The sequence below is a fragment of the Agarivorans sp. OAG1 genome (assembly GCF_037076485.1).
Taxonomy (GTDB): domain Bacteria; phylum Pseudomonadota; class Gammaproteobacteria; order Enterobacterales; family Celerinatantimonadaceae; genus Agarivorans; species Agarivorans albus.
This window is the reverse complement of sequence record NZ_AP028990.1, coordinates 3,724,160-3,738,243: the sequence shown is the minus strand read 5'-3', so window position 1 is coordinate 3,738,243 and position 14,084 is coordinate 3,724,160. Positions and strand designations below refer to the sequence as shown.

Sequence of the window (14,084 nt, the reverse complement as noted above, 5' to 3'; positions counted from 1 at the left end):
TTCATTCAGTTTCACTCTCTTTTGAAGTACTTCAATTTTTGCCAATTTAACTCAGACTGAAAGCTGGATTGCTCCTAACTAAGGGTAAGATTAAGCATTGTGAAAGTGAATTTATTTCAAAGTGTTTGAGGGTGGGCAAAGTATGCAAGTAGCGGGTAAATGGGCCTTAGTGACTGGGGCAAGTCGAGGTGTGGGATTACGCATTGCCAAAGCACTAGCAGCTAAAGGTGCCAAAGTAATTGTGCACAGTCGAAGCTTAAGCGCATCGCAAAAAGTGGTAGATGAGATTACCCGCCAGCAAGGCTTCGCGGTTGCGGTAGAGGCCGAACTGTCTAATAACCAAGCTGTAGCCAGTTTAGTGAGTCAAGTTAATCAATTAACTCATCAATCTTTGACGGTGTTATATAACAATGCCGCAATTATGACGCCTTGGCGAGATGACGCCGTGGTTCCTGCCTCAGATTATGCCTTAAGTTTTCAAGTAAATTGCATTGCACCAGCAAGTTTATGTGACGCCTTTTTACCGCAAATGAAGCAGCAAGGTGAGGGACGTATAGTTAATGTTACCTCTGGCATTGCCGACCAACCTCAGCTTATGGCTTATAGCTGTTCTAAAGCTGCCTTAGATCGTTATGTGCGCGACATGCTGCCCAGCTTAGCTGGCAGCGGTGTATTTATGAACTTAATGGATCCTGGTTGGTTGCAGACCGACTTAGGTGGAGAGCAAGCGCCTAATCATCCAGATTCAGTATTACCGGGCGCTTTGGTCCCGGTATTACTTGATGAAGAGGTAGGTAGTGGCCAGCTCTACTGCGCTCAGGATTACCGTTAAGTTCAAACCCCAAGTGTAGGTGGAAGGTGGCCTCGGCCCGTTTTTTCTTTACTGGCCACAATCAACATATACATGCTGGTACTAGCCAAGACCAATGCAATATACAAAGGCAGTTTAAGCGCCAAGCTTTGAGCGGATTCTGCCAGCAACGGGCCGCTTATTGAGCCGATGCTATAGCTAATTAGCATTAATTCGGTGATGGCTACAATTTTCTCCGCTGGCACATTTACACAAGCTTGAGATATCGCGATAGGGTAAATAGAAAATGCCGCCGCTCCTAATATAAATAAGCTTACTGACAAGGCTAACCAGGAGTTAGCCATGGCTATCGTCAAAGCTGCTAGTACGCCTATGGCTGCAGCGAAAGCTTGTAGCAAGGTTTTGTTTAATCGTGCCGATAAATAGCTACTTAAGGGCTGAACCAACATTCCACCAAGTACTAAGCTTGCCATTAACACTCCTACCTTGTTGCTCCACTGAGTTGAGCTACCTAAATAGCTGGGCATTAGCCCGTAGATTGGGCCCAGCGCCAAACCGGATACAATGCAGCCGATAAAGGCTGGCCTACTTAAGCTTGAAAGCTCCTTGATAGACACAGCGCTATGTAAAATCTGGTGGGGTTTGGCTGTGCGCGTAAACAGAGGCGCCAAAATAGCTAAAGCCAGCAGAGTTGCAATGCTTAAAAAGGGCACTAAGCCCGCGGTCCCGATTGGCTCTATTAACAACTGACCAACAGCGCTGCCAGCATAAAGAGTCAGCATGTAAATACCTAAGCGAGAGGCTCGCTGTTTGTCGTCATCCACCAGTAAAAGCCAGGATTCAACCACCACAAAAATACCTGCGGTTGCCACACCAGCCAGTAAGCGCAGGGCTAACCAAGCGCTCGTATAGGGAAGCCAGAACATCAATAAAACGGTGGCGAGCAACGCTAACAAACAAAGGATGAAGGCCGTCCGATGGCCAATAGCTGCGATTAAGCGCTGTGCTTGTAAGGCGCCGAGTAACAAACCTGTGTAATACGCACTGGCCAACCATGCACTTAACGACAGTGGAAGCGCTAAGGCTGTTAAGGCCAGTGGTAATAGGCTCATGAGGTAGCCTGAGGCTACCGCAAATAAGCCCAAGCCTAACAATGGGCTAAGGATCCCTGAGCTGGGCTGGTGTGCAGAATTGTTTAACATGGCGTACCTACAAACACGATTAATAGACAGTGCTTTATCCAAAGCCGCGCGATAATGTCAGTAAGTTTGTTCACGTTGAAACAAAGAATTTTTATGGTAACGATAAGAAAGTTTTACTCGGTAGGGAAATAACTCATTTTTACTTTAAAGCATTGTTTATTAATGGTTATTTGTTTTGTTGGATGGTTTTTACTAGCTGTGAAATAGATTGACGAAAGTAGGGTTTTTTAGCACATTTAAATGGCGAAAAAAGCTCAGCTTAGCTAACTTTTTGTCGCGCAATATAGCCTGTTATATTTTTAGTTAAATTAGGTTGCCAGCGATGAGATTTTCAAGATTTGATGATATTGATGAGTGGGAAGACGAAGACAAAGCCGCTCAGATTAAACACGCTAAAAAAGCCAAAAATAGTTCGCGTACTCGGCGCAGAATAGACGAGTATCATGAGCAAAAACAGTTGGCTTCGTATTTAACGGATTTCAGCTCATTTTCTTAAATACGATTAATGGTGAGACAGCTAAGCTAGCTCAGTTAAGTGCTTAGCAATAAAAAGAAAACGCCACTGCAGAGTGGCGTTTTTGTTTGTGCTTAGGCGTCGTCTGCGGCCAGTTGTTTGGCCAAAGTAAATGCTTCGATTTCTTCGCCTACTAAGTTTTCATCTAAGTCTATGGCCACCAATACTTTGTCTTCATCAAGGCTTGGTAACCATTCTTCAAAAAATTCTTCAAGTTTAACGGCTACTGGCTGATAGCTCGCCCAATCTTCAATACATAAGGCTTGCGCATTTGCTTGCTTAGAAAATAGCGGCATTACGTCGGTGGCTTCAAATTCGATGGAATCCACCACGACAAATTCATCATCGGCGCTAAGCACCCAAAGCTCCCCTGCAGCAATTACTGCTTGGCTAAAGGCTGATAGATTTGATTCTGAAGTAGACATGTTTTGCTCCGATTTAAGTAATACTGGATCCTTGCCCATTGTTGGCAATTAGGCAATGTTTATCGATGAATTATTTGTGTCGCTTGTTATTGCCTAGGGCGCGTTGTCGGGCTTTACGTTTTTGCACAGAGCGCGAATTACGTTTGTTAGAGGGTGCGGGCTGGCTGAAATCGGGCTCAAAGCCAGGATACCATTGCTGAGGTAATCGGCGGTCGAGTTGGGCTTCTAAGTCGTGCAGTAAGTGTTCGTCGTCAACACTCAACAATGTGATGGCAACGCCGCTTTGCCCTGCGCGACCAGTACGGCCAATGCGGTGGGTATAGTCTTCGTTTTGGTAAGGTAGCTCTAGGTTGATAACACAGGGCATATTTTCAATATCTATCCCCCGAGCCGCTACATCAGTTGCGACTAAGAGACGTATTTCAGAAGCCTTAAATTTAACTAAATTTTGTTCGCGGGCGGCTTGGCTTAAGTCTCCATGTAAAGCTGCGGCACTTATACCTTGTTGAATTAGCTGTTTAACCAGTTTATCCACGCCTTGTTTGGTGCGGCAAAATACCAAGGCTTGCTGCCAACTGGCCTTTTTAGCTAATTGGCAAAGTAATGCGGCTTTTTTATCTTGGTCCACGTTGTAAACGCGTTCTTCTATTTTTACTGCCTTGCTATGAGCTTTGGCAATATTTAGTTGTTTGGCTTGGTTTAACCAAGGTTTAGCAAAACGGTAAATACTCTCATCTAAGGTAGCTGAGAACAGCATGGTTTGGCGCTGCTGTGGTAAATACTTGAATAGGGCTCTTAATTCATCTTTAAAGCCAAGGTCGAGCATGCGGTCGGCTTCGTCTAATACCAAATGTTGTAAGTGTTTTAAGTCACAGGAGCCGCGCTTTAGGTGATCTAACATTCGGCCTGGAGTCGCCACCACTATGTTGCAGGTTAGCTTAAGAGCTAATTGCTGCTTCTCTATACTCACACCGCCATACACCAATGCGCAATTAAGTTCGCAGCCTTTGGCGTAATTTTCTAGGTTTTGGTGCACTTGCTGAGCCAACTCACGAGTAGGTGTGATGATTAAGGCTTGGATAGGGTGAGTACGTTCTTGTTGGCTAAGGGCTTGCAAAATAGGCAAGCAAAACGCTGCGGTTTTGCCGGTGCCGGTTTGGGCACAAGCCATTAAATCATGACCAGCCAACGCCAGAGGTATGGCTTGCTGTTGAATCTCGCTAGCTTGTTGATAGCCCAAAGCGCTAAGGTTTTTAAGTAAGTTAGGGTTGAGAGGCAGTTGGTTAAATGTCATTGGTTCTTAAAACACGCTGATTGAGGCTAAGTTAAGTATACCTAATCGCTCACAAAGCTACTGGCTTTTGTTTTTATTGGCTTTTTTGTCACTTATTAGCCGGAGCGCGCTAACGCGAGATTATCCAATAGAGACTACACTATAACTACACCTAGCCAGAGGGTTAGCAAACGAATAGTAAAGGAACCTTATGTCGCTCAAATGGCTAGTCTTGCTAATTGTCTCTTTAAGTTTAAGTTGTGTTGCCCAGCCGCTTAGAGTGTCTTTGCTGTTAACACCCAAGCAACGCGATAGTTTTCATTTTGTATTTGAGGCTTTTACTCAAGAAACTGGCATTCATATTCAAACGATTATTCGCAGTGATGAAGATTATAAAAGCGAGATCGATAAGTGGCTTAAAGGGGGAGAAAACTCACCCGATGTGCTGCACTGGCAAGCTTCTGAACGCTTGTTTCAGTTTTCTCGTAAGGGCCTGATAAGGCCAATTAATCATATTTGGCAAGAGTTAAAACTTGCTGATAGTTTTGCCCATTTACAAAGTGGAGTGAGTGAAGAAGGGCAGGTATATGCCTTGCCTTTTGCTTATTATCACTGGGGTATTTTTTATCGAAAATCACTTATCGAAAAACATGGTGGCCCGCAACGTTTTTGGGAGGATTTTGTTCGTCAATGCGAACAGCTTAAACAAGCTGGTATTACTCCCATTGGCATTGGTACCAAAAACTATTGGCCAGCCGCAGCTTGGTTTGATCATCTAAATCTGAGAATAAACGACCTTAGCTTTCACCAGCAATTACTTCGAGGGGAAGTCTCTTTTTATGACCCTCGATTAACACCAGTCTATGAACAATGGGCCTCGTTAATCAAACACGGCTTCTTTAATGCTGATCATCATGATTACGCATGGGATGAAGTATTACCCATTTTTTACCGAGAACGGATAGCATTTTTGTTGTTAGGTAATTTTGTAGCCACCAAGTGGCCAGCTAAGTTGGAAGACGATATTGGATTTATGCCATTTCCGGTGCTGTATGATCTACCCACCTATGAGGTAGCCCCCACCGATGTGTTTATGATTGCTCAACACACCAAGAAGGTGTACCAAGCTGAAGAGTTTATAAAGTATATGGCAAGGGCAGAAGTACAAGCCCAAATAGCTGAAGGCTTAGGCTATATACCTGCTTCTACTGCGTCAGAAGTGAGTAGTGATAGTTTAGTGAGTGAAGGCGCGAGTATGCTAAAGGAATCTATTGGCGTATCGCAGTATTTTGATCGCGATACCATTCCTGCGTTTGAACAAATCGCGGTAAAGGCTTTTACGCGTTTTTTAGACGATGCAGATATACCGCGCTTAAAGCGCGATTTAGAGCAGGCAAGGCAGTTTGCATTTAAGCTTTCTGCAAGCCTTCCCAAGTCTAAGCTGTAAACAATTATTTCCAACTCTCATCTTAATGATTTTATGTTTGGGTGCTTTTAATTTGACCTTGCTTTGCTGTAGCCTGATTGCGACTTTTTGAGAAAGCCTTAACGGAATCATAGGCTTAATGCTAGCTAAAAGGGATTTTTTGCTAATGAGGGTCTTATTGTTGCTTGGGCTTTATTTGTTGCTAAATACTGCAATGGCTGAGTCAAGAGCGACTTGGCGAGTAGCCTATTCTACAAAGCAACATCTGCTGAGCCACGACATTATGAACTTGTTGGTTAAAGAAGCTCGGGTGGAAAGTGTCAATTATTATTTGCCGTTTGCTAGGCGTTTGCGCAGTTTGCAGCTTGGCCAAGTGGACATAACCGCAGGTTTAATTAAAACTGAGCAGCGTGAACAAGATATCTACTTCTTAGAGCCCGCTTACTTAAGCACTGCTCGTCATTATTTCGTTATACGTAAAAGTGAACTACGAAGCTTAAACCAGTATTCAGATCTTTATCCCATGCGGGTAGGCATTAAGCTTGGGGCTAAGCATTTCGCGCGCTTCGATCAAGACCACAAACTATATAAAGTGAAGCTAAACAACCAAAGCGAATGCTTGAAAATGCTTGAACGAAAACGCGTTGATGTATGCTTAGCCGGCGAGACTGGCCGCCATAAAGCCTTGAACTCTTCCTTGTGGGCTGGAAAATTTAAGATTGCTAAGTTTGAAGTGCCTTACGACAGCAAGGTGTATATAGGTATCTCCCGTCAATCAAGCTTATATCAGCAGCGAGAAAAGCTAGAGCACTTGCTTAACTATCTTCATTACTCTGGAAAACTGACTTCTACAATTGCTCACTACTATCATTCTCAACAGATCCCTGTTCCCGCAATGACCAACTGACGGCTTGCTATGTAAGCTGAGCTCGGGAAAATTGACTAGTTAGGCTAATTCTACTTATTTCGGTATTGAAGCTACTTGCAATAGGCTAGCTATTGGCGCACGGCTTCGCCTTGAGCTAAGCAAAACTATCTCCCCAGAAACAGGGAGCTAGATTAAATACTGGCTTTTAGAGTTCTCGTCACTTTCTTATCTCGAGTTCAGGTTATGTAATAAGTGTATGAGCTGGCTCACAAAATCACCGCTTGTCTCTGTTTTTAAACAATAATTCCCGAGAAAATCATCAATAAGTAGTTTGGTATTACAAATGTTGGTATGGGAAGGCCAATGCAGGGATTAATCCAACAAAGATTGGAGTAAAACTAACCTGATTTATTTGTGTTATAAGATTACTTATTTTGCGGCTTAAGAGTACCAATAATAGGCTGCAGTTTGCTATCGAAAAGAGACAGTACGGTAAACAAAAAATAAGGAAATTGAACATGTTAAAACGAGTACTATCGATACTCTGTGGGTGTGTATGCTCACTGGTAGTTAGCCAAGCCGCGGTGGCCAAGGTCTTGGTGCTTAACCCTGATTTTGAGCAGGGCTGGTATGGCTGGAAGAAGTCTGGTTCAACCGCTATTTCAGGCCAAGGGCGCGATGATGAATCGTCTGCCAAAATAACCGGTGAAAGTGGCCGTTTTGAGCAAGAAGTAACTGTGCGACCCAATACCGATTATACCTTAGCGGTGTTTTTGAAAGGCTCTGGAAAAATAGGGGTGACTGTAACAACCGAGGCCACCGAAGAACAAAAACTTATTAACAAGTTTCAAGAGTTTTCCATCCAAACCTATGCGGACGATGATTACCATGGTGATTGGGAAGTTATTGAAGTCGATTTTAACAGCGGTATTAGCGATAAGGTCACCATATTTGGTGCTTATCGAAAAGGTGGGCAAGGTCGCTTCGATCGTATTAGAGTAAAGCCTAAGCGTGATTAGTCTGACTATAGTATCGCGTAGCTAAAGTTACTTTGTCGCTTCTTGTAATCCGTTAACTAGCTTTTCAAATATCGATGTTACTGGTTAATAGGTCTCTCTGGACTTTTGCTTGTCCATATTAGTTAAATCTTAAAGAACTACAGCATGTATTTTAGTGCTGTAGTTTTTTACTTTGGTAGTTCTTCTTAGATTTCGCTTGATCACAAATTCATCAACCTTTTATTGAGTTTTATATTATTAAATGTAGGGTGCTAAAAAACTATAAAGCTAAGGATGGGAAAGTGAGCATAAGGATTTGGTTTGGGCTAATTTTAAGCCTGTTTGTCGGTAGTGCAAATGCCGTTGTTGGTGGAGAGCAAGAGGCCGATAAAGATTGGCCAAGTGTGGTTTCGCTGCGATATTTTACTGGGCTTGGAAGCCTTGAGACTCACCAATGTGGCGGAGCTTATATCGGCCGGGGTTTGATTGTAAGTGCTGCACACTGTGTAGCTCTTGCTCCTGCAACACGTGCTTATGCTTGTATGGGAGGCAGTGGCACTGCAGCAAAGAATAATTGTTACCCTCTCGCTAAAAGCGTTATCCATCCTCAATATGTGGCTGGCAGCTATGATAAAGATATTGCTGTTTATCAAATGGCAAGTTATCCCGAAAACTATCCAGCGGTTCGATTGATTAGTGAAGCTGAAAATCTACAGTTACAAGCAGGAGAAAACTTAAAAATACTAGGCTTGGGTTCTACAGCCTATGAAAGCTATCAGCCCGCTTATCAGTTGCAAGGGGCTATATCCCCAATAGCAGATATCGATACCTGTAATAACCAAATTGCTGCGGATGTTCCGCATGCCATCGCAGATGAGGACTTTATCTGTTCTGGAAAGCGGACTAAAGGACCTGCCCCTGGCGATAGTGGAACGCCTGCATTTGTGTTTGTTGATGGTGAGGAGGTATATGCTGGTTTAGTGTCGCATGGCTATAACTACATGGGGTTATTCACCCGAATAGGACGCTACTTGGATTGGATTAAGGCGATGCAACTGGAGTTGCTTGGTCCTCTTGATTTTGCAAAAGAAGAAATCTGGCATATCCAAGATCCATATCAAAGCCAGCCTTTAAGCATAAACCTAAAAAATACCAGTGATTCGACAATTGAGCTAAGCGATTTTGACGTGGGCTCTGAGCACTTCAGTATTGTTGATACAAATGAATGTAGCGTGCTAGAAGTAAGTGCGAGTTGTCAGTTGAAGCTGGATGTATTGCTTAACGAAGCTAGTCACGCAGCTGCAGAGCTAACGTTTAACTTGGCTGATGAAGCCCTCACTATTGATCTCTTAGTATTACCGCAAATGCCTTCTGAATTGCTAGCTGTATACGATACTCCGTTTGATGTGTGGAATGTTAGTGGATTGCAGCAATGGAGCAGTTTGCTTGATGAAGGAATTGCTTTCGAATCTGGTAATGAGCAAGTGCGCCAGTATTTAGTAGGCGATATTGAAGGCCCTGGGCAGTTGGCTTTGGATGTTTTCCTTGGCAGCTATAGTGGCTCTGGTTCTTTATCCATAAGTGTTGATGAGCATTCTAAATATCAGTTAAGTGGAGATTGTAAGGCTGAACTAGCAGTCGATATACCCGAAGGGGTTCACTCGGTTAAAATCGCTTATCAAGCTGATGCAGCTACTACGACTCAGGCTAATACTAACTCCAGTGTGGGTGCAAAAATGAGCCCTAGCGAGAGGCATTTATATACTCAAATCATGAGGCTAGAGTTTGAAGAGGGAGCTAATGAATCTAGCTCTATAGATTGTGATTTCACCTCAAAATTGGCAGACGAGCTGGTAAACATCAGCCAACCAGCAGCGGAGTCTGGTGGAGGTAGTATTGGCTTTGCTGGTTTAGCTCTGCTGTCTCTTGCTTGGCTTCGTAGAAAGCAAGTAGCGTAATTTCGCACGTCGCTTAGCGGCGCTTTAAACTGCCATCGTTACTCGGTGTTGGATTAGGGCGCCAAACATTACGTAAGCGTTGTAGGATGTGCTCGGGAATCTCTTTTGAGCACTCTAGGTTTATTTGACGACCTCGGCGCATCCCGTAGATTTTGCCTTTAATGGCTTGGGCGCTGCGCTGTACCAGCTTAATCTCTCGAATAAAATACTCTGGTACTTGCCCCTTGCTTACTTCTACTCGAATACCATCTACTTTAATTACAAATTGTGCACTGATCGCTTTTAACATCTTCACCTACTACTGCTAACTTACCCATCTAGTTAGATTTTTAATCATAAAATAATACGTACTCATTTGCTATTTAGCTTAACTGAACGCGCTAGATACTTGCACAAAACCTGAAGTTTGCTTAGCGCATTAATCAAATACTTTCGTACTGGCTAACTCGAGTTTGCAGCTTAGCTGAATTGCTTAGTAAAGGCTTAGTTACTACCTTTAAAGCTCTTGTTAAAAACTTAGGGTAATGAATATGGGTAATTTAACACGTGGTAAGTCATTTGTTTATTTAGCTTTACTTACAGCTGTACTCTTTGCTCCGCTGACTTGGGCGCAAACTAAAGCCCCTGAGGGCGCTAGCGTATATATCATTTCTCCTGCCAACGGCGCGATGGTGAGTAATCCAGTGACTGTGAGTTTTGGACTAAAGGGGATGGGGGTAGCGCCAGCAGGAATTGATAAAGCTAATACCGGGCATCATCATCTACTAATTGATGTGGCTGAACTTCCTGCGCTCGACATGCCCGTTCCTGCCGATGCTCAACATATACACTTTGGTGGCGGACAAACCGAAACCACTATTGAGTTAGCACCGGGTGAACATACCTTACAGCTGTTGTTAGGTGACATGACTCACATCCCTCATTCTCCGCCAATTCTATCTGAGAAAATAACCATTACCGTGAAATAAGCTTGTCACTGATTAGTTAATCAAGCACAGTGCTAGGGGCTGCTTATCTTTCGAGCTGATTTTTGCAGCCTCAAATGCTGCCCGAAGGGTTCGGCTAAAATCGTTTTATGCTTTGTTAAGCCGTATTTACCTAGAATGCTAGGCTACACACGCCTTGCCGCGCCTAAAACGATTTTATCGCGAACAAAACTTTATCGCGAAAGGTAAACTGCCCCTAGACAAAATAGGAGCTTAGCTAAGGAGTAGGCATTAAAATTCTCAGTTTGAATCTACTTAATTACTTAGCTCCTCCCTATGCGGCGTATGAGTTCGACAATATTTTGGACTCGCAACAATGGCAGCAAAAGCAAGCTTGGTTAAGTCGAATAATTGCCTTAGCTGATGCCGATGTGATGGCTTTTCAGGAAGTATTTAGCGCAGAAGCGTTGGCTGAGCAATGTAAAAGCCTTGGCTACCCGCACTTTTTATCTACACCCTGTAGCCTCGACGAGTCTAGCTATGTTTACCGCAAACCGGGTTTAGCGCTGGCTAGCAAATATCCGCTGCGTAGTGGCAGCCTTTATAATCCTAATCACTTGAGCACTTTTAGTCGTGCTCCTTTAATTGCAAAAGTTAAGTTACCAGAAATAGGCTGGATTAAAGCTTATGTGGTCCATCTCAAATCTAAGCGGCCTATCTTAAATGAAGATCTAGTGGGTGAGCCTAGTGATATTGATGAATACATGGGCCGCTGGCAGTCCGATACCTTGCGAGCACAAGAAGTAAGTCTATTGATGCAGGATATTCTAAGTTGTCGTAAACATCAGCTTGAGGCTGTAATGATGCTGGGAGACTTTAATGATGACCTATCTCAAGGTGCGCTTAGCCATGTATTCGACTTGCCTTTAGCGCAGCATGATGAAATTGAACAGCACTGGCGAATGCATGACAGTTTCACCTTAAGCCAAACTGACCAGCCACGTTCCGCAACGCATTATTGGGGCGGACAAGGCAGTGTTTTAGATTACATTTTGCTATCTGGAGAGTTTTCTCCTGATTATCAACAGCAGTTGGCAGAAGTAGTGGTTTATCGCTGTTTTGATCGCCATCTTACCCACGCAGATTACTCTGTAGACAGCCAAGCCAGTGACCACGCAGCGGTGATGGTTGAACTTACGGCTAGAGCTTAGTGCTCTAACCGGTAAGGCTCAAACAACTGCTGTAAGTTTACTTTGGCGTTTAGCCGGCTTGCCAGTAAATACATGCCACCAATTTTTCGATGTATTAACAGCACGTCGATAGGGGCTGGAGGGGATAGCTGCCAGTGGGCATGAGTTTCTCCAAGCCCTTGCAAATGGGGCTGTGATGATTGAACTGAGCGCTAGAGTTTAATGCTCTAGCCGGTAAGGCTTAAACAACTGCTGTAAGTTTACTTTGGCGTTTAGCCGGCTCGCCAGTAAATACATGCCACCAATTTTTCTGTGTATTAACAGCACGTCGATAGGCGGAGTGTGCCAGTAGTCATGTTCATAACTAAGTGCCATGCCTGCTTCGCGTAGTTCTTTAGCCAGCGGTGAGTTTGCAAAGTTATAGTCGCCAGCGTACTTAAGCGGTTGTATCACCATCTGCAGCATACTGTTTAGGGTGGCTATTTGGCGTTCGGTACTGTTTGAGTTAACAAAACCGAGTTGCTCTAAGGCGCTTAAATCTAGAGTAAATGGCTGTGCCAATGCGCTACTTAAAAGTTTGCGATAACCCTGGCTGATGTGTGGGGGAATTTGCCGAGTTGCGCCAAAGTCTAACAAAACAATTTTATTTGATTGCGTTGAATACAGGTAGTTGGCAAAGTTGGGATCGGTTTGCATTAGGCCAAACTCAAACAGCTCCATCATCAATAATTTGAATAAGTTATGCATGACTTGGTCACGTAATGCCTGAGGTTGCTGCTGTAATTGATCTATAGCTTCTCCTTCATGATGACTCATGGTGAGAATGTTACTGGTACTTAAGTGGCCAAAGAGCTCTGGTAATTCAAATTCTGAATGCTTAGCGAGTTTAGCTTGATATTGGCGCAGATACTCGGCTTCTTGAAGGTAATCTGCTTCTTGGTGAAGCTGTAGTTTGGCGTCTTGAAGAATTTGCTGATAATCAAACTGCTTGGGCAATATACCGCTGATATTGAGCAGGCTTACAACGTTGTCAACATCACTGTCGATGCTGCCTTTAACGCCAGGATATTGAATTTTAATCGCGACTCTTTGTTGTTCGGATAAGTAAGCACTATGTACTTGTCCAATAGAAGCCGCAGCTATTGGCTGTAAAGAAAACTGTTTAAATTGTTGCTGCCAGTTTTCTCCCCACTCATTAAGCAACACTTGGCTAAGCTGACCAATTGGCATTGGGTCGGCATCTGCGCGTAAACGCGCTAACAGCTCACTCACTTCTTTAGGAAGCATCTCTCCAGCATCCATCGACATAAGTTGGCCTACCTTCATGGCAGCACCACGAAGTTTTGCCAGCTGGTCGGCCACCCGTTTTACATTGTTGGGGGTAAGTAGTATTTCATTTAGTTTTGGGCGTTTGCCTGCTGCTAATTGGGCGGCGCCTTCTGCCAGCATACCTCCTGCTACACGCGAGGCTAAAGACCCTAGTTTTCCTAAGCGGGCAATGCGCGAACTGGGCACTTTAGAGGCTTTATTGTTATCTGAGTGGCTGATAATGCTTTATCCCTAATGGTAGGTTTCTGCTTAAGTTTACGTCGAAAAGGTGTTTATGGATCTATATCTATCGTTTTGATTCCACGTTGTTATTTAGCTGGATTTTCAATTTACTAATGCACTCATAGTTTATTAAGTCATTACTATTCAATGCCTTATGTTGATTGTTATAACTTGGCTCGCTGCTTGCTGTATCCCAATCAAATGGTGTTATTTGCAATTTGCAAGAGAGGCTTTATGAAAACCCTATTGATGTTTATATGCTGCTTACCCTTGGTAAGCCAAGCTGGAATTATTAGCAACGGCAGTTTTGAACAAAATGATGTTCGTTATGGTGGCTGGAGTTTCTTTGCGAGCGAGGATGTAGTTGGCTGGCAGGGACACAATATCGAAATTTGGGATAACTTGTTCAATATTCAAGCAGCACATGGGCAACAGTTTATTGAGCTAAACGCACACTGTTCTGGCAAAGGCAAAAAGGCTTGCCAACCCGGCAAGTACCATATTTCCCAAGATTTTATTACCGAACCTGGAGCGAAATATCGTTTTGGTTTGGACTATCGTGCACGCACTAACAAACCAGAGGCCTTTACTGTGAGCATTCAAGATAGCAGTGGCAGCGAGGTATTTGAGCAAGTTATTGATGATCATGACGCTAGCTCTTGGCGAAACTTTTCTGGTGACTTTGTTGCAACTGATTCCTTATCACGGATCCGTTTCGACTCTATGGTAAATGGTTCGTTGGGTAACCTTATCGATAATGTATATGTGGAAGTTATTCCGCTTAGTGGTTTTAGCGCAGCTGCCTTATCAGTATCAGAGCCAGTGACAATTGTGCTGTTCATTTTTGCCTTGGCGCTGCTTATTGTCACCAGAAAACCTAAGCAATCTTAAACCGAGCTTAGCTGTATTTAATCAGCAGCTAGTGCATCGACTATTGGTGGT

The 14,084-nt window shown here is 43.7% G+C and carries 14 protein-coding genes; 9 read left to right on the top strand and 5 right to left on the bottom strand.

The window, feature by feature from the left end; translation table 11 throughout:
• Positions 1 to 142 precede the first annotated feature (142 nt).
• Complete coding sequence (locus OAG1_RS17005; protein WP_338622122.1) at positions 143 to 832, top strand: SDR family NAD(P)-dependent oxidoreductase; 690 nt, start codon at positions 143 to 145, stop codon at positions 830 to 832.
• 2 nt (positions 833 to 834) lie between these two features.
• Here OAG1_RS17005 and OAG1_RS17000 read toward each other — a convergent pair whose 3' ends face one another.
• Complete coding sequence (locus tag OAG1_RS17000; protein WP_338622121.1) at positions 835 to 2,013, bottom strand: MFS transporter; 1,179 nt, start codon at positions 2,011 to 2,013, stop codon at positions 835 to 837.
• 322 nt (positions 2,014 to 2,335) lie between these two features.
• Here OAG1_RS17000 and OAG1_RS16995 point away from each other — a divergent pair, with 322 nt between their 5' ends.
• The gene (locus tag OAG1_RS16995; protein ID WP_016400439.1) at positions 2,336 to 2,509 is read left to right on the top strand and encodes a hypothetical protein; all 174 of its coding nucleotides are present in this window, start codon (positions 2,336 to 2,338) and stop codon (positions 2,507 to 2,509) included.
• Positions 2,510 to 2,601: 92 nt separating this feature from the next.
• Here OAG1_RS16995 and OAG1_RS16990 read toward each other — a convergent pair whose 3' ends face one another.
• Positions 2,602 to 2,952 (bottom strand): DUF2750 domain-containing protein, encoded by a 351-nt coding sequence (locus OAG1_RS16990; RefSeq protein ID WP_338622120.1) that lies wholly within the window; start codon positions 2,950 to 2,952, stop codon positions 2,602 to 2,604.
• A 70-nt stretch (positions 2,953 to 3,022) separates the two neighbouring features.
• Positions 3,023 to 4,246, bottom strand: coding sequence for a DEAD/DEAH box helicase (locus OAG1_RS16985; protein WP_338622119.1), 1,224 nt, complete (start codon positions 4,244 to 4,246; stop codon positions 3,023 to 3,025).
• 190 nt (positions 4,247 to 4,436) lie between these two features.
• On the opposite strand from OAG1_RS16985, the gene OAG1_RS16980 reads away from it, so the two are divergent.
• The 4 genes from OAG1_RS16980 to OAG1_RS16965 all read left to right on the top strand — a co-directional run bounded on the left by OAG1_RS16980 (position 4,437) and on the right by OAG1_RS16965 (position 9,475).
• The gene (locus tag OAG1_RS16980; protein ID WP_338622118.1) at positions 4,437 to 5,672 is read left to right on the top strand and encodes an extracellular solute-binding protein; all 1,236 of its coding nucleotides are present in this window, start codon (positions 4,437 to 4,439) and stop codon (positions 5,670 to 5,672) included.
• Positions 5,673 to 5,817: 145 nt separating this feature from the next.
• The gene (locus OAG1_RS16975; protein ID WP_194164065.1) at positions 5,818 to 6,558 is read left to right on the top strand and encodes an ABC transporter substrate-binding protein; all 741 of its coding nucleotides are present in this window, start codon (positions 5,818 to 5,820) and stop codon (positions 6,556 to 6,558) included.
• A 479-nt stretch (positions 6,559 to 7,037) separates the two neighbouring features.
• Complete coding sequence (locus OAG1_RS16970) at positions 7,038 to 7,538, top strand: carbohydrate binding domain-containing protein (protein WP_338622117.1); 501 nt, start codon at positions 7,038 to 7,040, stop codon at positions 7,536 to 7,538.
• 281 nt (positions 7,539 to 7,819) lie between these two features.
• Positions 7,820 to 9,475 (top strand): trypsin-like serine protease, encoded by a 1,656-nt coding sequence (locus OAG1_RS16965; protein ID WP_338622116.1) that lies wholly within the window; start codon positions 7,820 to 7,822, stop codon positions 9,473 to 9,475.
• 13 nt (positions 9,476 to 9,488) lie between these two features.
• Here the strand turns inward: OAG1_RS16965 and OAG1_RS16960 are convergent, their stop codons facing one another.
• Entirely contained in the window at positions 9,489 to 9,764 is a 276-nt protein-coding gene (locus OAG1_RS16960; protein ID WP_016400432.1) for a DUF3634 family protein, read from the bottom strand.
• Between the two features lie 241 nt (positions 9,765 to 10,005).
• Here OAG1_RS16960 and OAG1_RS16955 point away from each other — a divergent pair, with 241 nt between their 5' ends.
• Together OAG1_RS16955 and OAG1_RS16950 are read left to right on the top strand one after the other, a co-directional pair.
• Positions 10,006 to 10,443, top strand: a complete 438-nt coding sequence (locus OAG1_RS16955; protein ID WP_152780179.1) for a DUF4399 domain-containing protein — start codon at positions 10,006 to 10,008, stop codon at positions 10,441 to 10,443.
• 263 nt (positions 10,444 to 10,706) lie between these two features.
• Entirely contained in the window at positions 10,707 to 11,612 is a 906-nt protein-coding gene (locus tag OAG1_RS16950; RefSeq protein WP_338622115.1) for an endonuclease/exonuclease/phosphatase family protein, read from the top strand.
• A 198-nt stretch (positions 11,613 to 11,810) separates the two neighbouring features.
• Here OAG1_RS16950 and OAG1_RS16945 read toward each other — a convergent pair whose 3' ends face one another.
• On the bottom strand, positions 11,811 to 13,106 hold the full coding sequence (locus OAG1_RS16945; protein ID WP_338622114.1) for an AarF/ABC1/UbiB kinase family protein: 1,296 nt from the start codon (positions 13,104 to 13,106) through the stop codon (positions 11,811 to 11,813).
• 270 nt (positions 13,107 to 13,376) lie between these two features.
• Between OAG1_RS16945 and OAG1_RS16940 the strand changes: the two genes are divergently transcribed.
• On the top strand, positions 13,377 to 14,033 hold the full coding sequence (locus OAG1_RS16940; RefSeq protein ID WP_338622113.1) for a hypothetical protein: 657 nt from the start codon (positions 13,377 to 13,379) through the stop codon (positions 14,031 to 14,033).
• Positions 14,034 to 14,084: the final 51 nt, after the last annotated feature.